Origin of the sequence: Faecalibacillus sp. TM498 (assembly GCF_020589955.1) — a bacterium.
GTDB classification, from domain to species: domain Bacteria; phylum Bacillota_I; class Bacilli_A; order Erysipelotrichales; family Coprobacillaceae; genus Faecalibacillus; species Faecalibacillus intestinalis.
This window is the reverse complement of the sequence record NZ_JAJDKB010000015.1, coordinates 1-18,534: the sequence shown is the minus strand read 5'-3', so window position 1 is coordinate 18,534 and position 18,534 is coordinate 1. Positions and strand designations below refer to the sequence as shown.

The following is an 18,534-nucleotide window of genomic DNA, read 5'->3' as shown; positions in this document are numbered from 1 at the left end:
ATTTCTTATTAATCTAATTGAGACATTGGTAACATGGCAGCACCGATTGCACCACAATCATCAATTTCTTTAAATAATAGAGGAATATGATTTCTCATACCTACATGAATTTTACTATTAAATCTTTTTTCAAGTTCATCCCAGAAATAAGCTTTAGATTTGAAAACTCCTCCACCTAATACAAAACAATGTGGATCTACAGTATGAGCAACATTAGCAAGTAATGTAGAGAAACCATCAATAAATTCTTCAGCAATTTTTTGACAAGCTTCATCTCCTTCAGCAGCTAATTTGAAAACATCACCTGCATGTTTTACTAAATCGCCTTTAGCTTCTTTTCCTTTTCTTGTAAGAGCAGTACCAGAAATTTCTCCTTCAACAGCTCCTGGATTTAAAGCACCTTGTTTATAACCACCTGGTACAAGAATCATGTTTCCAATTTCACCAGCGTGACCTCTACCACCAGATACTAATTTTTTATCAACAACAAATGCTCCACCAACACCAGTTGAACAAGTAATAAAATAATTTGTTTTATAATCTTTTCCTGCACCTAATATAGCTTCCGCTAAACCTGCAACATTGGCATCATTATCAATAAAAGTTGGTAATCCAAATTTTGCTTTTAATTTATGACAAATTGGATAGTTTTCAAATCCTGGTAAGTTACTTGCCATAATCATGATACCAAGTTCTGTATCTACTGGCCCTGGAGCACCAATTCCAATACCTTCAACACCTTGCAAACCACCACATACAGATGTATCTAATGATTCGATTTGTTTTATTATCTTATCACATACATAATCCGGACCATTTTCACATTCAGTAGGTCCTTTAACTTCACTATAAGATTCACCATTTTCATCTACTAATAGTGTTCTTACATTTGTTCCACCTAAATCGATACCGATATAATATTTCATTCTATTTCCTCCTAAAACTATAGCTAAATTATACAATAAAATATGTATTTAGAGAACGCTTTCAAATAAACTTTTTTCAATTTTTTTAAATTGTGTTGGCTTAGGACAAATAATTTTTTTTCCTTTTAGATAACTAAGTGAACCAAACGGATCAACAAAATTAATTTTATAGGCATGTAAAAGTTGATTATTTAATCCAAATTGTTGTTTCATTTGTTTATTTAAAACAAAATCACCATATTTACGATCACCTATAACCGGATGATCAATACTTGATAAATGTATTCTTATTTGATGCATTCTTCCTGTAATAATTTTAACTTCAACTAAAGAAAAATCATTTGTAGTTCTTATTGGCTTTACAATTGTTTTCATCATTAGAGCATCTTTATCATCTTTTTTAACAAAACGTACACGATCTTCATCATCTATCTTTTTAACATATCCTACGAGTTCTTGTTGTTTAGTAAGCTTTCCTTTACAAATCGTCATATATGATTTTTCAATATGATGTCGTTTTTTCATCATTTCATTTAAATCCTGCAAAGCAGCTAAAGTCTTTCCAAAAATAACGATCCCACTTGTATTACGATCTAAACGATGGACTGGTCCTGGAGTAAACGTACTCTCTCTGCCTACATCCAATTCACCTTTTTCTTTTAAATAACTTAAAACTTGATGAGAAAGCGTATTTACATTTTCTTTAGCATCCCCATGAACTAATAAACCTACTGGTTTATCAACAATTAAAATATTTTGATCTTCATATAATACTTTAAATTCTCTTTTTAAATCATAAATATCTTTTTCTTTTGTAAATTCATTAAATTTATCATCATAAAGGAACATTTCTAAAATATCATCTTTTTGTAGAATATATTTTTCATTTACTTTTTTACCATTAATTTTAATATCTTTTTTTCTAAACATCTTATATATAAAATTACTAGGTGCATTACATAATAATTTTTTTAAATATTTATCGATTCTTTGATTTGCATCATTTTCTTTAATTACTATTTTTTTCATTTCTATCACCAACGTCATTATAACATAGACTAAGCTAAAGTTATCTTTTATTTTTATGAAACCCTTTACATTAAAAATAAACGTGTTATAATATATTTGTTAAGTGAAACGCATTCACTCTAACATCCCCCTATTATCATCCTTACGTAAATAATAGATGAAAAAAAAGTATGCACCCCCGCATACTTTTTTTATTTTATTCATTTCAAAATAACGTATAATAGAATTATAAAATATAAACGAGGTAAAAAAGATGGAAAAAAAAGTTAAAAGTGAAATAATCTACGATGGAAAAATCATCAAAGTCTATAAAGATCAGGTAGAATGTCCTAACAAAAGGCTCGCAACAAGAGAAATCGTAAGACATCATGGCGGTGTAGGTATTTTAGCAGTCGTCGATGATTGTATCTTGCTCGTCAAACAATTTAGATATGCCTACAATAAAGATACTTTAGAAATTCCTGCTGGTAAATTAGAATTAGGTGAAGAAGCAGGGCCTGCCGGTAAAAGAGAATTGGAAGAAGAAACTGGTTATAGTTGTAAATCCATGGAACTTATTAATGAAATATATCCAACAACAGGATATTGTGATGAAGTTATTCATTTATATGAAGCAAAAGGTCTATTTAAAGTTGAAAATCCCCTTGAAGGAGATGAAGATGAATTTATAGACGTTATCTCTATGCCAATAGATGAAGCCTATAAAAAAATCATGAATAATGAAATCCATGATTCTAAAACAATCATCGCTATTATGAAAGCATACAATGATAAATATATAAAATAAAAACTGCTGTATAAGCAGTTTATTTTTTATTTGGCGGTCTGGACGGGACTCGAACCCGCGACCTCCGCCGTGACAGGGCGGCATTCTAACCAACTGAACTACCAGACCAAATAAAATGGCGGAGACAGAGGGATTTGAACCCTCGCGCCAGTTTCCCGACCTACACCCTTAGCAGGGGCGCCTCTTCAGCCTCTTGAGTATGTCTCCATCACATCAGTGCCCATTCATAATATCATCTAATTTTACATTTGTAAATAGTTTTTTAAAAAAAAGACTAATTTTTAGTCTTTTTTCAACATTTGAACAATTTTCTTAATTAAAGTTATTAAAATAAAATTTGAAATAATAGCCAATAACGCAATTACTGCCATTGATGATAGCGATGAATTATGATAAACAAACATTTTATATGATGGTATTACACTTATAAAACTATGTAAAATATCAAACAACACACCAAAAATAAAATTTATAATTCCTACATAACCATCGATTATCATATTGATAATTTGTGAAAGTTTAGAAGAATTTCCTTGAAATAAAATTTGTACAATTAAAGCAAAAAATACAATAATAACCGAAATCAATAAATTATAAACAACATCAATTACTTTATTTAACCAATGTTCTTGTTCTATCGTATTATTTTTATTTTCTTCATTTGTTTTATTCTCTTCATGACTTTTTTCATCTACGGCATCTCCATTTATAATATCCATTAATTCACTCATTCTTTGGGGATCCAAAGAAGAGGCCTTAGAAAATAGAAACGTATCATCCTGTTCATCAGGTAAAATTTCATCTTCTTGCTCTTGTTCTAAAACAACATCATTAAATTTATCATGAACCTCTTGAACATTATCATTTTGTTCATCATCAAATGAAAATCTCTTTGTTTCTTGTTTTTCTAACTCATTAATTAAAAATTGTTTTGATAAGATTTCATTAAAATAATCATATGTTCTATTAACCAATGCAATTAATTGCTCATCATCTTTATATTTATCCAATAATTGATTTCGAGTATGTGTCAAAGTTTCTAAATCCATTTGTGCATTCATTCCAAGAAGCGGTGAAAACAATTCCACAGAATCATACTTAGAAAATAAAAACATATTCATAATTTCTAAATGATTTTTAGTCGTTTTATAAACACTGGCCTTGATCTTATCACTGGCTGGCACTAAATCTGGCATGTAAATAACATTTGCAAGTAAATGATTAGCCGCTTCAACCATTGATTCAAAATTAGCAACCACCATTGTATGAGAAGGATCAATGTTCATTTGTTGGCATGTCACCTCTAAAACATCCACTTCAGGTAAAGGTTTAAGTCGTGAATCTCCACCAATTAAAAAATCAATTTTTTCATAGATCTTTGCAAGTTGTAAATATTGAATAGCTCTTTTTGTTTTATGAGTCGTATATACTGCAATCTTGATATCTTTTTGTTTACAATATTGAATCAACTCATCAACGCCTTCTCTTTTAATATTAGGTTTTAATTTAATATATTCAAATAAATCCTTTTCAACCATTCTATTAAAATCTTTAGCAGAAATATAATCAGACAGTAAAGAATGATCATACATCGTATTCATATTTCCAAGCATTTTAGAAAAATCTTCACGAGTAGCAACTTTATGATAGGTTTCACATGTACTTCGATAATAATTATATCTTAGTCTATTGAGATCTAATAAGCCACCATCTAACGTAAAAATAATCAATTTTATATTTTCACATGTTTGACTATAAAACATAAAATCACCCTCCCTTTTGTAATTATAGCATACATTTTATTAAATATATGATAAAAAAATGTAGAACTTTCACTTAGAATTACATTTTTTTCATTAAATATTTTGTTATAAGATTATATTTCATTTTTTTGCACACTTTTAGTTCAACCTAATATGCTTAACCAAGCAAAGTATCTAAAACAAGATATAAAAAAAGCTCAAACCTCTAGTAAAACCTAGTGTTTAAGCCATTTTATCAATTGGTCTCCCCGCACGGTCTCGAACCGTGGACCCTCTGATTAAGAGTCAGATGCTCTACCAACTGAGCTACGGAGAGATAACAATGATATTCTAATACAATCTATTTTTAAAATCAAGGAAAATCATTAAATTTCTTAAAAATCTATTGAAATATAAAAATTATTTTCTTTTTTATATACTGTAATAACTTCTTGATTATAAAACTTCTTTAAACTAATTAGATTATGAAACCAATCATCATTTGAATTATATTGAAAAAGAATATTTTGTTTTGTATCTACAATAATAAAATCATAAAAACTAAAATGTTGTAATAGATTTCTTAAAGTAATTTTTTCATCAAAAGCATCTGTTGATATTTCACCAATCCCTTTTAAAGTATACATTGCCATTTTTGATCACCTAAATCATATTATACGTTATTGTGTATATGTTCACAATATTTTTGCAAGAATAATTCTATATAATTATACATATAAGGAGGACATAACAATGATTGATTATTCACCGTTATGGCATACAATGGAAGAAAAGCAGATTTCTCAATATGTTCTTCTAAAAAGTGGTATTGATCATAAAACTTTAGACAGATTAAAAAAGAATAGTAATATTACAGCTCTCACTCTTGAAAAATTATGTTTGATTCTTGATTGTCAACCTAATGATGTAATTACCTTTGTACAAAAATAGTTTTAATAAACTATTTTTTATTTTACCTATATCATCTTATATCTTAAGCATATAAGTACTATAGGGAGGTGAACTATGCAAATCATTCGTAAAAAATACAACTGGGCTTCTCCATTGTTCAAAAGAAATAAAACAAATAAAATTATTTTGCATCATGCACAAGCAAAAACATGTAGTGTAGAAGATATCCATCAGTGGCATTTAAAAAAAGGTTGGAGTGGAATTGGATATCATTTCTTAGTAAGAAATGATGGTACGATTTATCAAGGTAGACCTGAAGATACAATCGGAGCGCATGCTAAAGGTGCAAATCATGATTCAATCGGTATTTGTGCTGAAGGAGATTTCATGAAAGAAGAAATGAATCCTTTACAACTCAATGCCTTAATTGATTTAGTTTCTTATATAAAAAATAAATATCACATTTCTAGCATTAAAAGACATAAAGATGTTGCTTCTACAGATTGCCCAGGAACCCATTTTCCATTTTCTACAATTATTTCTTCAAATCATATTGTTTTAGAAGATACTTGGTTGCAACGTTTAAATCAAGAAATTAAAAAACAAGGTTTTCGCATGTATCCTACTGTTAAAAGAGATGCCCAAGGAAAAATTACAAGACTCATTCAAGAACGCCTTAACTTTTTAGGATTCAACTTAAAAATTGATGGTATCTTTGGTATCAATACCGAAAAAGCTGTTAAGAAATTTCAAAATAATAGAAATTTAAAAGTAGATGGCATCGTTGGTAAAAAAACATGGTCTTATCTAATAAAAGGTATAAAAGTATAAAAAACTCCTATACGGAGTTTTACATAAAAACTAATAATACAATGGCAACCAAATTATTGATCATATGCATTAAAATAGGTACACAAATTGTTTTTCTTTTTTCATAAGCATAGGAAAAAGCAAACCCCATTCCACCATAGGAAAGCAAATAAATTAGTTGCGATAGATCACCAGCAAATAAAGCAGAATAAATGTGTAAAAAGCCAAATAAGAATGAACTTGCAAAAATAGCTAACCATTTACTTTTATCTCTAAGACTTCTAAAAACAAGTCCTCTAAATAAAAGTTCTTCTAATATAGGTGCTAAAACAACCGATTGAAAAGCCATCAATAAGGCACCATTATTTAGATAATCTTCAAATAATAATTGATTGGCAGAATCATTTGATCCTCCACCCAATACAAAATTAATAATCATATTAGCAACAATTGAAATTCCATAAATCATTACAATACCAATTGTAATAGAATAAACAAAATTATCTGTAAAATGTTCCTTAAATCTTTTTATATTATCTATCAAAAAATCTTTTAAAAGCCATACAACCAAAACAAAACTCAATAATGAACAAATCAAATTTAAGTAGATTCCTAAAATTGTCGTATCTCTTGTAATATTTGTATACTTTAATAAAAGATAAATACCAAAATTAGCAAACCTTGGTATGACATATAAATATAACGGAAATAAAAGAATAAATCCAATTGCTTTTTGTTTTCCATTAATCTTTCCTGCAAAGCTTTCAGTCATCATAAACATCCCTTCAACTATAGCTCAACACTATTTTTATCTGCATAATCTAATTCTTCATAGAAAACAGCAAAACATGTATTAAGCTTTACATCATAAAAATAAGCACTAAAGAAAGTAGAAACAACCCCTGTTATAAATGTTGCTAAAAAAGGAATAGGCATAATCGTTTCTACAAACATTGCCACAACGCCTGAAACCAAACCAGCTAAAATCATCCATCCAAAGAAAGAAAATTCTAATTTAAACAAAGTCCATTTATTTCCTTTCATTAAGCGACTGGATTCTTTTAAGGCTGTTAATCCAGTATAATTATATTTTTGTAAAATGTAGTTAAATAATCCAAATTTTAATGATAAATAAACAGATAAAATCGAAATAATAATTACGAGTATAAAAACAAATGAAAACACATTTGATAATGAAGCAACAATATTAACAATTTCATCTTGAGAAATCGTTGATTTATTAGCATACATTAAAACAAGTTGAGATAAATTTGAAAATTGTGCATCTGTAATCATTGTATACATCAAAAGCATTCCAATAACCCCTACAACAATACCCGCTAAGGCAACAACAACTCTATACAAAAAATATGTTGGAAAAAGTTGACCAAATCGTTTAATTCCTACAAGTGAATCTTCTTTTTCATCAACTAAATTTCCATTATTATTAACAACCTTTAAAGACGCTACAATAATTCCATGTCCCAAAGTAACTGTTAAAATACTTAAAATTAAACTTATAATACTTCCTAAAATGCCATCAAATAATCCTGATAAAGCCGAAAATAAAGCTTGAATAATACCAACATATAAAATAACCTTAAATAACTGATTAGGTTGTCTTAATACTTCATTTGCTTTATTTTTGATATCATATATATTCATTTCTTTCACCATCCTATAAAGGCATTATAACAAATATTATATTTGATGAAAACTATTTTAAATCCAAACTTGTTTTAATAGCCTCATTTACTTTCTTCATAAAATAATCATCTAAAGTACCTAATTTTTCTTGAAATCGAACTTTGTCAATCGTCCTTATTTGTTCAAGTAAAATAACAGATTTCTTTTCTAAAGAATCACAACGAATAATGACATGCGTGGGAATAGGATTTTTGGTGAGTTTTGACGAAATTGGGGCAACAATAACAGTTGTTGAAAATTTATTTCCTTTATTATTTTGTAATACTAAAACAGGTCTTATTCCACCCTGTTCACTTCCTATAACCGGTGAAAGATCAGCATAATAAATATCTCCCCTACTAATCATAAAATAACCTCCTATTGAATTTTATGAGTCGTTTTTCAAATTATGATAATTGCTTCTTTAACACCTTGATTTATGCTATGATATATCACGAATAATAAAAAAAGGAGATACTAAAATGATTAAAGCAATAATATTTGATATGGATGGTTTAATGATTGATAGCGAAAGAGTGACTTTTGAATGTTATCAAGAAAGATTAAAAGATATGAATTTAACAATGGATGAAGAATTTTATAAAACATTATTAGGGAAACCTATTAAAGGAATCTATCAAAGATTTTATGATGTTTATGGAAATGATTTTCCTATTGAAAACGTGATTCAAGATGTACATCAATTAATGGCTGAACGTTTTGAAACAGAAGGAGTTCCTGTAAAAAAAGGACTTGTTGAATTATTACATTATTTAAAAGATAATAATTATAAAACAATCGTTGCTACTTCAAGTAATCGTGATCGTGTAGATAAAATTTTAGCACAAGCTAAAATCACAGAATTCTTCGATGATTCTATTTGTGGTGACGAAGTTACTAAAGGAAAACCAAATCCTGAAGTTTTCTTAAAATCTTGTCAAAAACTTGGCGTTAATGTTGATGAAGCTATTGTTTTAGAAGATAGTGAAGCAGGAATTCAAGCAAGCTATGATGCAAACATCAAAGTAATTTGCATTCCTGATATGAAATATCCAGAAAAACAATATGAAGAAAAAACATTTAAAATTTTAAAAGATTTAACTGAAGTTACAGCGTATTTAAAAAGTCTCTAATTAAAGAGACTTTTTTAATATATCATAAATCAATTCAACAACACGTTTTGTATTTTTACCATCTTGATATTCAAAAAATATATTTTTAAAAGCTTCTAAATTTCCCACTTCATTCTTTTGTATTCCTTGAATCAACTCATCAATATTTTTACAAATCTTTCCTGGAAATAAATCTATATTTACATAACATCCAACATCTTTTAAATAATCATTTAAATCTGGAACATAAAAATACATTGTTTTATTTAAAATAGAATAATCAAAAACAATCGATGAAAAATCTGAAATCAAGAGATCACTTAAAGCAAACAATTCATGTGTATCTTCATTAAACATATCAATAATACGAGGGTGTTGCGGAAGACAAACATTTTTTAACAATGGATGTAATTTATAAATGAGATACGTATTTTCATCAAAAGAATTTATTAACTTTTCACCATCAAATGGAAGCATTGAAAAACCTTGGTAAATATTCCCCCTAAAAGTAGGAGCATATAAAATAATTTTTTTATCCTTCAAAATTGGATACTTAGCTAACAATTTATTTTTAGATGCTTTTAAATAATTATCATCAAATAAACAATCTACCCTTGGCATACCAGTAACAACCACATTTTCTTCTTTAACAGAAAAAGCTTCACTATACGGTTTTTTCCAATAAGAGCTATTTGCTATCACATAATCATAATTTTTAATTGGATATTTTCTAGCAAGTGCATTCCCAAATTTTTTTATCGCACCACAAGCATGCCATACTTGTATCACATTAACTCCTTCTCTTTTAAACGTCGAAACAACATAATTATTATCTCTTATAATAACCACTTTTGATGTATTAATTACAAAAAGCTGTTGAATACAATTAAGCATATATAAAAAGTTTTGTTTTATTCCTTGTTGATCATACTCAATAACAACTTTTTTGAGATTTAATTGTTTATCTTGTTTTAAAACATCATAAATCAATTTCATATCAGAATCTAAATATTTAGATTCCAAAGAAACAAAGGCAACTTGATTTTCTTTTATTTTAAATCTCTTAACAAAAATATTTAAAAATCCCAAAATAATATTTAATATTAATTTTTGTAATCCCATCTTAGCACCTACTTAAAAACAATATCAACTACTCGTTTAGAAGCTTTACCATCTTCATGATTATTAAAACGTTGATTAAACTTATCTAAACGTTGATAATCGTAACCTTTTTTAATTTCTTCTAATAGTTGATTTTCATCTTCAATAATATCTCCAGGTAAATCATGATAAACATCTAAATAAAAACCTCTTAATTCATCTCGATAATGAATCAAATCATACATATAAAAATAAATAGGTCTTTTTAAAATAGCATAATCAAAGAAAACACTTGAATAATCAGTAACTAAAGCATCTGCAATAATATATAAATTAGAAATATCTTCATTAGCTTCTACAAAATAAACAAATCCTTGATATTGATCAATATCAAAATCATTAACGATTAAATAATGAGGTTTAAATACAATAACATATTCATCCCCTAATATTTTTTGCCATTTATCAAAGTGAACTTCTAATTTAAAAGTATACCCTTTGGTTATATAAGAATTATCTCTCCACGTTGGTGCATAAAGAAGTACCTTTTTATCAAGAGGAATTCCTAATTTTTTCTTAATATTTAAAACATCTTCTTCTGTATAGTTTGTTAAAAAATCATTTCGTGGATAGCCAGTTTCAATTAATCTTTCTCTATTAATTCTAAAAGCACTTTGGAAAATCTCAGTTGTAAAAGCACTTGGAGAAATCATATAGTTATACTTTTTAACATCTTGTGCGTATGTTTCATGCATCATTTCTTCATTCATGCCACTTCGATAAAAAGTAGTTCCTTCAGGAACTTCTATATCAAAAGCCAATTTTTTAAGCGGTGTTCCATGCCATGTTTGTAAATATATTTGATTTTTCTTTTTTAAAACATACATTGGTAATTTACAATTAGCAATCCAATATTGACTTCTTGCAAGATAAAAGAAATAAGGAATTGAAAAATATTCAATCACTTTAGCATTTTCAATAGAAATGTTTTTCTTTTTATGGTGCTTAATAGCCCATATAAAACGATAATCTTTAAATTGATCTTGTTGTCTCATATATTCATAAATAGCTCTAGGATTATCACTATATCCCCTACCATGAAAAGCAATAAACAAGACTGTTTTTTTATGAGTTGGTATTAACTTATAAGTTATTCGATAAATAAACTTAATTGTTTTACCCAAGATATTTTTTATTAATCTAATCATTTTAAACCTCCTTATAAAAATAAGGGGTAACCCCCTTATTTAAAAACTGCTTCAACTGCTCTTTGTGAAGCATTTCCATCATCGATAGAACAGAATTTATCATAGAATACTTCATAACGTTGAGCATATTTTTGATTCATTTCATCAAGATGTTTAATTTGATCAATTACTTCTTTAGTCGAATAAACTAGTGGACCAGGAAGTTCTTTTTCCATATCAATATAGAAACCTCTTAAAACATCACGATATTTATCTATATCATAAGTATAGAATAACATTGGTCTTTTTAAGTTAGCATAATCAAAGAAAACACTTGAATAATCTGTAATACAAATATCAGAAATTAAATAAATTTCAGTAATATCATCATATTTAGATAAATTATAAGCAAAATCTTCAACTCCTGTAACATCTAACGCATCTGCAATATAATGATGTGTTCTAAGTAGGATGACATATTCATCTCCTAACTCTTCTTTCATCATTTCTAAATCTAATTTTAACTTAAATTTATATTGCCCTTTCCCATAGTATTCATCATCTCTCCATGTTGGTGCATATAAAATTGTTTTCTTATCTAATGGAATATGAAGTTTCTTTTTCAAATCTAATGCAATTTGATCTTTATTTGGTGCATACAATAAATCATTACGAGGATATCCAATTTCTAACATTGTTCCATTGGTATACATAAAACAACTTTTAAAAATATCACTTGAAAATTTATTTGCTGCAATTAAATAATCCCATTCTTGTTTTTGACGATAAAATTGAGATTTATAAGTTGGAGAAGCTGCAGTCACCTCTTCTTGATCAAAAGCTAAACGTTTAAGTGGTGTTCCATGCCATGTTTCTAAGAAAACTTGACCTTCTCTTTTTCTAAACCATAAAGGTTGTCTGATATTAAAAACAAAATATTTAGATTTAGCTAAATAATAAGCATATTTCTTCGTAAATCTTTTAACAATGATTCCTTCATAAGGCAGTTTTTCTTTAGGATCATTTAAAACCCAAATAAATTTATATTTTCCTGGATAATTTTTAGCTAAATATTCATAAATATACTTTGGTGAATCCGCATAACTTTTACCCATAAAAGTTTCAAACATGACCCAATTTTCTTCAATTGGTTCATTGATATATTTATGACGATATAAATACTTATTAATTTCATTTTTATTTTTTAATATCTTTTTCATCTTATTTTTAGCAAGATGTTTAGCAATCACTTTTTGTGTTTGTTGTAGATCATGATTTCTAGCAAGTTTCACCATCTTTCTTTGATAACGAGACATATTCTTCAATAAATCATCTCTTACATCCTGCATTAAAATAGACATTTGATCAAATCTTTCATCTCTCCAAAAATCATCTTTAGATCGTCTAATTTTCTTAGCAAAGAAATTACTATAATATTTAATCATTTTAGAATCTAAATAATAACGAATTCTACTTTCTTTATCTACTAAAGAAATAGCATACTTATAGACATTAATAAATTCATCAAATTTAGTTTCATCTTTAATTTGCGACAAAGCTGGTGTATTGATTGGATCATTATGTTTTCTTTTTGCATAGAGTGTTTTGTCATTGAAATCTATCTTATGCCCATACATAACAAGTCCTTCTACAAAAGGTAAATCACTATAATAAATGAAATCTTCATTAAAACGTAAATGATTTTCTTCAATTAAAGTACGCTTAATTAAAATATTTAAAACTGAAATATTTCGAATCCCTTTTTTCGCTCTAATTAATAAATCAATTCTTCTTTGTTCATCACTATCATCTATGTCAGAATAATCTTTTTCTAAGAATTTATGATTACGATCATCATCTTTATCTTTCAAATTTAATTCTTCATTTTTTTCATCACCCATGGTTTCAAAAACTTGTTTTTTAAACCATGTGATCCATCTTCTACCAACAACTAAATCTAAATCTTTTTGCATAGCATCTTGAAGCAAACAAGATAATGTTTGAGGCATAATATAATCATCACTATCAATGAAATAAATATAATCTCCTGTTGCATTTTTTAAACCAAGATTTCTTTTTTTAGCAACGCCTTCTTCTATTGAACAAGGAATAACATTCAAAGATATTTTATCTTTATATGTGTCTACTAATTGTTGAAATTTTTGGTCATCTTGACTTCCCACTAATAATGTTTCAATTTCAACATTTTCTTGTTCACTTAAACTTTCTAAACAATCTTTTAAATATTGATAATATCCTTCATAAGGGACAATCACACTAATTTTCATACAACTCTCCTTTATTATAATTTATCTTTTAAATCATCTTTGATTTTAGTTGTAGAAATACCTTCTGTACGAGGTAAATAAACTACTTCACAATAATCTTTTAAGAAGTCAAATTGGCCTTTCCAATCATCACCCATAACAAAAACATCAACATCATGTTCTTGAACATCTTTTATTTTTTGATCCCATGATTCTTCTAAAATAACTTCATCTACATATTTAATAGCTTTTAAAATAGCCATACGATCTTGATCACTATGATAAGCTTTCTTACCTTTTTGGGCATTAAAAGCATCACTACTTACCGCAACAATTAAATAATCACCTAAAGCTTTTGCTCTTTTTAAAATATTTAAATGACCTACATGAAACAAATCAAATGTTCCATATGTGATAACTTTCTTCATCCTATCTCTCCTATCTTTTCATTTTATCTAATAATTTTTCCCAAAAACCAATTTTAGGATTTTGAACAATTCGACTTGCAAATTTTTCATCATTTAATTTTTTCTTTTCTTTTTTCTTTAAACTATTATAAAAATCAACATATTCGGCATACTCATCACATACTTCTTCAACGTCACCATATTCTTTTAAACATCCACCTTCAATCCACATAGCCTTTTGACAGAATCCTCTTACTTGTGGCAAAGAGTGAGAAATAAAGACAATTGTTTTTCCTTGATCTTTAAGTTCATTCATTTTATCTAAGCACTTTTGAGCAAATCCTTTATCCCCAACCGATAAAGCTTCATCGACAATGATAATATCAGGATTTAAATAAAGTGAAATTGAAAAACCTAATCTTGATTTCATCCCACTTGAATATTTCTTAACGGGTTGATATAAGAAATCACCAATTTCAGCAAATTCAATAACACCTTCCGTAATTTCTTGAATTCTTTTTCTAGAAAGTCCAAGCAATGCTCCTTTAACATTAATATTTTCAAGCCCTGTAAGTTGCATATCCAATCCTGTATTGATTGCAATTAAAGCCTGTTCTCCATTGATATCCATTGTACCTTCATCAATTTGTGAAATACCTGCTAAAATCAATGATAATGTTGATTTACCCGAACCATTTGTTCCTAAAATTCCTACAACTTCTCCTTTAGGAATTGTAAAAGTAATATCATTTAAAGCATAGAATCTTTGTGTAACTGAGCTTTTTGATTTACCATCATTTTTCTTTTTTAATTTATATATTTTTGAAACATGTTCAAATTTAATTGCATAATCTTCCATTATTACCACCTAAATCATATCAATAAATTTATGTTTAAATTTATACATCATCATACTACCAATTGTAAAAATCACAATGACAAACACCCAAAAGAAAAGCATTTGTTTCCAATAAAATAAGATTCCATGATGATATAAGAAACAATCTCTATAACCACATACAATATAATAAATTGGATTAGCTTTCATAATATATCTTACTGTCATTTGCCACCCATATTTGTGTAAACGTGAAATTGGCCATAAAATTGGTGTTAAATAAAGTAATAAACGCATGCACGCTAAAATAAGCTTTCTTGTATCACGAGCTAACATATTTAAAACAGATGTAATCATCGCAAGTGAAATTGTCAAACAAATTGCTGCAAAAAGATAATAAATAAGTTCAAGCCAATAAAGTGAAGGCATGATCCCTTGTGTAAGCAAAAAGACAACTAAGATAGCCATCAAACAAAAATGATTAAACAATTCTTTTCCAACAACTGTAGCTGGTAAAACGGATACCGGAAATTTCATTTTTGTAATGACATTACGTTTAGCATAGATAGCATTGGCTCCATTAGTAATACATGGACTAATAAAAAACCATACCACCATCCCACATAACATCCATTGAATAAAAGGAATCTTTCCTACAGCCTTTCTATTCATAATTAAACCAAACACAAAATAATACGTTATAATTTGAATTGCTGGATTAGCAAAATTCCAAAAAACACCTAATCTTGAATCTCGCATATCAGAAAGCAATTCATATTTTGAAATACAATATATACGATACAAATTTGTAAAGTTTTCTTTTAATACATACCGAATACTTTTAAACATACTTACCTCCAAAAAGTAAACCTACTATTACTTTTACATCATACCACTATTTTTTGCAAATAAAAACAAAAAAAAGGAACAATGGCTTTAAATAACCATCATTCCCTAAAAATACTTATTTATTCATCCATGATTCATCACTTGGATCAACTTTCCAAGCTTTTAATTTTTCCATATCTTCATGTTTAATATAATCATGTTCTTTTGCTACTTCAATTAAAGTATCATAATTTGATAAAGTCACAAATGGACAATGTGCATTTTCAAAATTAACTGTTGCTTTATCTAAACCATAAGTAAAGATAGCAATTAATCCTAAAACTTCACATCCAGCCTCTCTTAAAGCTTCAACACATTCTAAAGAAGAACCACCAGTTGAAATTAAATCTTCAACAACAACAACTTTCATTCCTTCTTTAACAACACCTTCAATACGGTTATTACGTCCATGAGATTTAGCTCCTCCACGAACATACCCCATTGGTAAATCTAAAATATCAGCAGCTAAAGCAGCATGTGCAATCCCAGCAGTAGCTGTTCCCATTAAACATTCTGCATCTGGGAAATTATCTTTTACAAGTTGAGCAAGTCCTTGTTCAACATCTTTTCTTACTTTTGGATAAGATAAAGTTAAACGGTTATCACAATAAATTGGTGATTTAATACCACTTGCCCAAGTAAATGGTTCATTCGGTCTTAAAAAGACAGCTTTAATATCTAATAAATCTTTAGCAATAATTTTTTTCATTTCTATTCTCCTTGAAAATCTTGATAAACTTTTTTATATGTCGCCAAAGGATCTTGACTTCCTGTAATTGTTCTACCAACAACAATATAGCTTGAAGTAAGTTCTTTTGCCATAGCTGGTGTTGTTACACGTTTTTGATCATTGACATTATCACTTGCAAGACGAATTCCTGGTGTAACTGTCAAAAATTCTTTTCCTAAATGATCATGAATGATTTTTGATTCTAATGGTGAACATACAACCCCATCTAATCCTGCAGCTTTTGCATTTTCAGCCCATTTTAATACAACATTTTCTAATGGTTCATGAATAAGTAACTGATTATCTAAAACATCTTGATCTAAAGATGTTAAGCATGTTACAGCAATACATAATGGTCTTTTACCACTTGTTTTGCCTTCTTCTAATCCTTCAATAGCAGCTTTCATCATTTCAATACCACCTGAAGCATGAACATTGACCATATCAACATCTAACTTAGCAAGTTGTCTCATGGCACTTTTTACAGTATTTGGAATATCATGTAATTTTAAATCTAAAAAGATTTTATGTCCCATTTCTTTAATCATTTTAATGATTTCAATTCCTTCTCCATAAAACAATTCCATCCCTACTTTTACATAAAGACTTTCTCCCTCAAATTGTTTTAAGAAGTTTTCAACGTCACTTTTTGTCTTAAAATCAAGAGCAATACAAATTCTACTTTCGTTCATAAAAACCTCCTTATTATTCTTTTACCATTATACCAAAATTACTACCTCTATTCTACACGATTTATTTATTTTTTTGATATTCTTCTAGTAAATGTAAAACTAATTTTTCAAATGTCCAATTATAATTTGTTGCTGTCACAACAGCTTTTAAACAAAGTGTTGAATTATTTTTTAATTTTGATAATATTTGATCCATTTGTAAAGCTGCAATGTTTGAAAAAACAACAACTGCTGGTTCTAAATTATTCTTTTTTGTTTTTTTAATCTTTTTATTTAAAATATCTTTAACTTTATTTTGTGTCATCTGTTCATTCAATAAAATTATTTCAATGTTCATCAACAAACATAATTGTTTTAATGATTCATAATTTTGAATCTTTTCCTTACAATAAATAATGAGCTTTGCGTTCATAAATTCTCCTTTATATACAAAAAAACAGCTATAAAAGCTGTTTTTCTTATTAACCAAGTCTGTTGTAGTATTCAACGATTAATGATTCATTGATTTCTGAGTTTAATTCAGATCTTTCAGGTAAACGAGTTAATTTACCAGTTAATTTATTAGTATCAACTTCAACGAAAGCTGGAGTTGCAACTTTGTTTTCTAAAGCTTCTTTAATAACTGCTAAATTTAATGATCTTTCTCTTACTTCGATAACATCTCCAACGTTTACTCTGTATGATGGGATATCAGTTTTAACACCATTTACTAAGAAATGACCATGGTTTACTAATTGTCTAGCTTGTCTTCTTGTAGAAGCAAAACCTAATCTATAAACAACATTGTCTAATCTTCTTTCTAATAAGCATAAGAAGTTGTAACCATGGATACCTTCCATTTTACCTGCTTGATTAAATGTGTTGTGGAATTGTTTTTCATTAACTCCATACATATGTCTTACTTTTTGTTTTTCTGCTAATTGTAATCCATATTCAGTTTGTTTTTTTCTTTTTTGTCCATGTTGACCTGGAGCATAAGCTCTTCTGTTTAATTCTTTCCCGTTTTCTAAGATTGAGAATCCTAAACGACGAGAGATTTTCCATTGTGGTCCTGTATAACGTGCCATAAATTTTCCTCCGTATTGTTTTATTTGCATAAAGCAATAACATTGCATAGATCAATTAATAAGTGTTAATATTAAGCATTTCCCATTGCAGCCAGGTACTTTGCAATCATTTGATATTAACGCATTTTTTAATCCTCTATGTGCTGCTATTCATTTACTGCTTTGTCATCATACTATATATTTATGCCAATGTCAAACATTATTTTTTCTCATAAAATCATAAGAATTTAAAATAAATAAATTGAGTATTCCCGTCTTTAGAAGTTATCACTATATTTTTTAGAACTACATTTAAACTATTTCTTTCAATATGTCGATTTTATCGGCTTTTTTTATACTTTTAATTTTTTTAT

General features: G+C 27.9%; 21 protein-coding genes and 3 tRNA genes. 4 read left to right on the top strand and 20 right to left on the bottom strand.

Annotated features, from left to right (window positions below):
- Positions 1–8 precede the first annotated feature (8 nt).
- Together LJD32_RS06475 and LJD32_RS06470 are read right to left on the bottom strand one after the other, a co-directional pair.
- Entirely contained in the window at positions 9–926 is a 918-nt protein-coding gene (locus tag LJD32_RS06475; RefSeq protein ID WP_147580003.1) for an ROK family protein, read from the bottom strand.
- A gap of 48 nt (positions 927–974) precedes the next feature.
- Positions 975–1,955: an RluA family pseudouridine synthase gene (locus tag LJD32_RS06470; protein WP_227392139.1), complete on the bottom strand. Its 981-nt coding sequence runs from the start codon at positions 1,953–1,955 to the stop codon at positions 975–977.
- 253 nt (positions 1,956–2,208) lie between these two features.
- Here LJD32_RS06470 and LJD32_RS06465 point away from each other — a divergent pair, with 253 nt between their 5' ends.
- Complete coding sequence (locus LJD32_RS06465) at positions 2,209–2,742, top strand: NUDIX hydrolase (RefSeq protein WP_117347116.1); 534 nt, start codon at positions 2,209–2,211, stop codon at positions 2,740–2,742.
- 31 nt (positions 2,743–2,773) lie between these two features.
- On the opposite strand, the gene LJD32_RS06460 is transcribed toward LJD32_RS06465, so the two are convergent.
- From LJD32_RS06460 to LJD32_RS06440, 5 genes are all read right to left on the bottom strand, one after another.
- Positions 2,774–2,850, bottom strand: a tRNA-Asp gene (locus LJD32_RS06460).
- A gap of 8 nt (positions 2,851–2,858) precedes the next feature.
- A tRNA-Ser gene (locus LJD32_RS06455) sits at positions 2,859–2,949 on the bottom strand.
- 74 nt (positions 2,950–3,023) lie between these two features.
- Positions 3,024–4,505 carry an HAD hydrolase-like protein gene (locus LJD32_RS06450; protein ID WP_227392138.1) on the bottom strand — a complete coding sequence of 494 codons (1,482 nt, stop codon included), beginning with the start codon at positions 4,503–4,505 and terminating at the stop codon, positions 3,024–3,026.
- Positions 4,506–4,745: 240 nt separating this feature from the next.
- A tRNA-Lys gene (locus LJD32_RS06445) sits at positions 4,746–4,821 on the bottom strand.
- Between the two features lie 58 nt (positions 4,822–4,879).
- Entirely contained in the window at positions 4,880–5,137 is a 258-nt protein-coding gene (locus LJD32_RS06440) for a hypothetical protein (RefSeq protein WP_227392137.1), read from the bottom strand.
- A 100-nt stretch (positions 5,138–5,237) separates the two neighbouring features.
- Here LJD32_RS06440 and LJD32_RS06435 point away from each other — a divergent pair, with 100 nt between their 5' ends.
- Together LJD32_RS06435 and LJD32_RS06430 are read left to right on the top strand one after the other, a co-directional pair.
- Complete coding sequence (locus LJD32_RS06435; RefSeq protein ID WP_022001144.1) at positions 5,238–5,435, top strand: helix-turn-helix domain-containing protein; 198 nt, start codon at positions 5,238–5,240, stop codon at positions 5,433–5,435.
- A gap of 75 nt (positions 5,436–5,510) precedes the next feature.
- Positions 5,511–6,227: an N-acetylmuramoyl-L-alanine amidase gene (locus LJD32_RS06430; RefSeq protein ID WP_227392136.1), complete on the top strand. Its 717-nt coding sequence runs from the start codon at positions 5,511–5,513 to the stop codon at positions 6,225–6,227.
- A 19-nt stretch (positions 6,228–6,246) separates the two neighbouring features.
- Here LJD32_RS06430 and LJD32_RS06425 read toward each other — a convergent pair whose 3' ends face one another.
- From LJD32_RS06425 to LJD32_RS06415, 3 genes are read right to left on the bottom strand one after another with little or no spacing between them, the layout of a single operon-like run.
- Positions 6,247–6,978, bottom strand: coding sequence for a CPBP family intramembrane glutamic endopeptidase (locus LJD32_RS06425; protein WP_227392135.1), 732 nt, complete (start codon positions 6,976–6,978; stop codon positions 6,247–6,249).
- A 17-nt stretch (positions 6,979–6,995) separates the two neighbouring features.
- A complete protein-coding gene (locus LJD32_RS06420) occupies positions 6,996–7,871 on the bottom strand; it encodes a DUF975 family protein (protein ID WP_227358931.1) in 876 nt (291 codons plus the stop codon).
- 52 nt (positions 7,872–7,923) lie between these two features.
- Positions 7,924–8,259: a type II toxin-antitoxin system PemK/MazF family toxin gene (locus LJD32_RS06415; protein ID WP_022001148.1), complete on the bottom strand. Its 336-nt coding sequence runs from the start codon at positions 8,257–8,259 to the stop codon at positions 7,924–7,926.
- 115 nt (positions 8,260–8,374) lie between these two features.
- Between LJD32_RS06415 and LJD32_RS06410 the strand changes: the two genes are divergently transcribed.
- Complete coding sequence (locus tag LJD32_RS06410; protein WP_117347120.1) at positions 8,375–9,025, top strand: HAD family hydrolase; 651 nt, start codon at positions 8,375–8,377, stop codon at positions 9,023–9,025.
- Here LJD32_RS06410 and LJD32_RS06405 read toward each other — a convergent pair whose 3' ends face one another.
- The 10 genes from LJD32_RS06405 to rpsD form a co-directional block, all read right to left on the bottom strand.
- Complete coding sequence (locus tag LJD32_RS06405) at positions 9,026–10,126, bottom strand: CDP-glycerol glycerophosphotransferase family protein (RefSeq protein WP_147579996.1); 1,101 nt, start codon at positions 10,124–10,126, stop codon at positions 9,026–9,028.
- An 8-nt stretch (positions 10,127–10,134) separates the two neighbouring features.
- Positions 10,135–11,313: a CDP-glycerol glycerophosphotransferase family protein gene (locus tag LJD32_RS06400; RefSeq protein ID WP_264472079.1), complete on the bottom strand. Its 1,179-nt coding sequence runs from the start codon at positions 11,311–11,313 to the stop codon at positions 10,135–10,137.
- 35 nt (positions 11,314–11,348) lie between these two features.
- Entirely contained in the window at positions 11,349–13,580 is a 2,232-nt protein-coding gene (locus tag LJD32_RS06395) for a CDP-glycerol glycerophosphotransferase family protein (RefSeq protein ID WP_227392134.1), read from the bottom strand.
- Positions 13,581–13,594: 14 nt separating this feature from the next.
- Positions 13,595–13,987, bottom strand: coding sequence for a glycerol-3-phosphate cytidylyltransferase (gene tagD, locus LJD32_RS06390; RefSeq protein ID WP_032091379.1), 393 nt, complete (start codon positions 13,985–13,987; stop codon positions 13,595–13,597).
- Between the two features lie 10 nt (positions 13,988–13,997).
- Positions 13,998–14,825 carry an ABC transporter ATP-binding protein gene (locus tag LJD32_RS06385; protein WP_227392133.1) on the bottom strand — a complete coding sequence of 276 codons (828 nt, stop codon included), beginning with the start codon at positions 14,823–14,825 and terminating at the stop codon, positions 13,998–14,000.
- Positions 14,826–14,834: 9 nt separating this feature from the next.
- A complete protein-coding gene (locus LJD32_RS06380) occupies positions 14,835–15,653 on the bottom strand; it encodes an ABC transporter permease (RefSeq protein ID WP_119363195.1) in 819 nt (272 codons plus the stop codon).
- 115 nt (positions 15,654–15,768) lie between these two features.
- Complete coding sequence (pyrE, locus tag LJD32_RS06375) at positions 15,769–16,401, bottom strand: orotate phosphoribosyltransferase (protein WP_022001156.1); 633 nt, start codon at positions 16,399–16,401, stop codon at positions 15,769–15,771.
- A 2-nt stretch (positions 16,402–16,403) separates the two neighbouring features.
- Positions 16,404–17,114, bottom strand: a complete 711-nt coding sequence (gene pyrF / locus LJD32_RS06370; RefSeq protein WP_022001157.1) for an orotidine-5'-phosphate decarboxylase — start codon at positions 17,112–17,114, stop codon at positions 16,404–16,406.
- Between the two features lie 61 nt (positions 17,115–17,175).
- Positions 17,176–17,526 (bottom strand): DUF3783 domain-containing protein, encoded by a 351-nt coding sequence (locus tag LJD32_RS06365; RefSeq protein WP_147579994.1) that lies wholly within the window; start codon positions 17,524–17,526, stop codon positions 17,176–17,178.
- Positions 17,527–17,575: 49 nt separating this feature from the next.
- Positions 17,576–18,181, bottom strand: coding sequence for a 30S ribosomal protein S4 (rpsD, locus tag LJD32_RS06360; protein WP_022001159.1), 606 nt, complete (start codon positions 18,179–18,181; stop codon positions 17,576–17,578).
- Positions 18,182–18,534: the final 353 nt, after the last annotated feature.

What these genes read in the sequence shown, in the direction of transcription:
- LJD32_RS06475 (WP_147580003.1), bottom strand. Translation starts at nt 926, where the DNA reads ATGAAATATTATATCGGTATCGATTTAGGTGGAACAAATGTAAGAACA.
- LJD32_RS06470 (WP_227392139.1), bottom strand. Translation starts at nt 1,955, where the DNA reads ATGAAAAAAATAGTAATTAAAGAAAATGATGCAAATCAAAGAATCGAT.
- LJD32_RS06465 (WP_117347116.1), top strand. Translation starts at nt 2,209, where the DNA reads ATGGAAAAAAAAGTTAAAAGTGAAATAATCTACGATGGAAAAATCATC.
- LJD32_RS06450 (WP_227392138.1), bottom strand. Translation starts at nt 4,505, where the DNA reads ATGTTTTATAGTCAAACATGTGAAAATATAAAATTGATTATTTTTACG.
- LJD32_RS06440 (WP_227392137.1), bottom strand. Translation starts at nt 5,137, where the DNA reads ATGGCAATGTATACTTTAAAAGGGATTGGTGAAATATCAACAGATGCT.
- LJD32_RS06435 (WP_022001144.1), top strand. Translation starts at nt 5,238, where the DNA reads ATGATTGATTATTCACCGTTATGGCATACAATGGAAGAAAAGCAGATT.
- LJD32_RS06430 (WP_227392136.1), top strand. Translation starts at nt 5,511, where the DNA reads ATGCAAATCATTCGTAAAAAATACAACTGGGCTTCTCCATTGTTCAAA.
- LJD32_RS06425 (WP_227392135.1), bottom strand. Translation starts at nt 6,978, where the DNA reads ATGACTGAAAGCTTTGCAGGAAAGATTAATGGAAAACAAAAAGCAATT.
- LJD32_RS06420 (WP_227358931.1), bottom strand. Translation starts at nt 7,871, where the DNA reads ATGAATATATATGATATCAAAAATAAAGCAAATGAAGTATTAAGACAA.
- LJD32_RS06415 (WP_022001148.1), bottom strand. Translation starts at nt 8,259, where the DNA reads ATGATTAGTAGGGGAGATATTTATTATGCTGATCTTTCACCGGTTATA.
- LJD32_RS06410 (WP_117347120.1), top strand. Translation starts at nt 8,375, where the DNA reads ATGATTAAAGCAATAATATTTGATATGGATGGTTTAATGATTGATAGC.
- LJD32_RS06405 (WP_147579996.1), bottom strand. Translation starts at nt 10,126, where the DNA reads ATGGGATTACAAAAATTAATATTAAATATTATTTTGGGATTTTTAAAT.
- LJD32_RS06400 (WP_264472079.1), bottom strand. Translation starts at nt 11,313, where the DNA reads ATGATTAGATTAATAAAAAATATCTTGGGTAAAACAATTAAGTTTATT.
- LJD32_RS06395 (WP_227392134.1), bottom strand. Translation starts at nt 13,580, where the DNA reads ATGAAAATTAGTGTGATTGTCCCTTATGAAGGATATTATCAATATTTA.
- tagD (WP_032091379.1), bottom strand. Translation starts at nt 13,987, where the DNA reads ATGAAGAAAGTTATCACATATGGAACATTTGATTTGTTTCATGTAGGT.
- LJD32_RS06385 (WP_227392133.1), bottom strand. Translation starts at nt 14,825, where the DNA reads ATGGAAGATTATGCAATTAAATTTGAACATGTTTCAAAAATATATAAA.
- LJD32_RS06380 (WP_119363195.1), bottom strand. Translation starts at nt 15,653, where the DNA reads ATGTTTAAAAGTATTCGGTATGTATTAAAAGAAAACTTTACAAATTTG.
- pyrE (WP_022001156.1), bottom strand. Translation starts at nt 16,401, where the DNA reads ATGAAAAAAATTATTGCTAAAGATTTATTAGATATTAAAGCTGTCTTT.
- pyrF (WP_022001157.1), bottom strand. Translation starts at nt 17,114, where the DNA reads ATGAACGAAAGTAGAATTTGTATTGCTCTTGATTTTAAGACAAAAAGT.
- LJD32_RS06365 (WP_147579994.1), bottom strand. Translation starts at nt 17,526, where the DNA reads ATGAACGCAAAGCTCATTATTTATTGTAAGGAAAAGATTCAAAATTAT.
- rpsD (WP_022001159.1), bottom strand. Translation starts at nt 18,181, where the DNA reads ATGGCACGTTATACAGGACCACAATGGAAAATCTCTCGTCGTTTAGGA.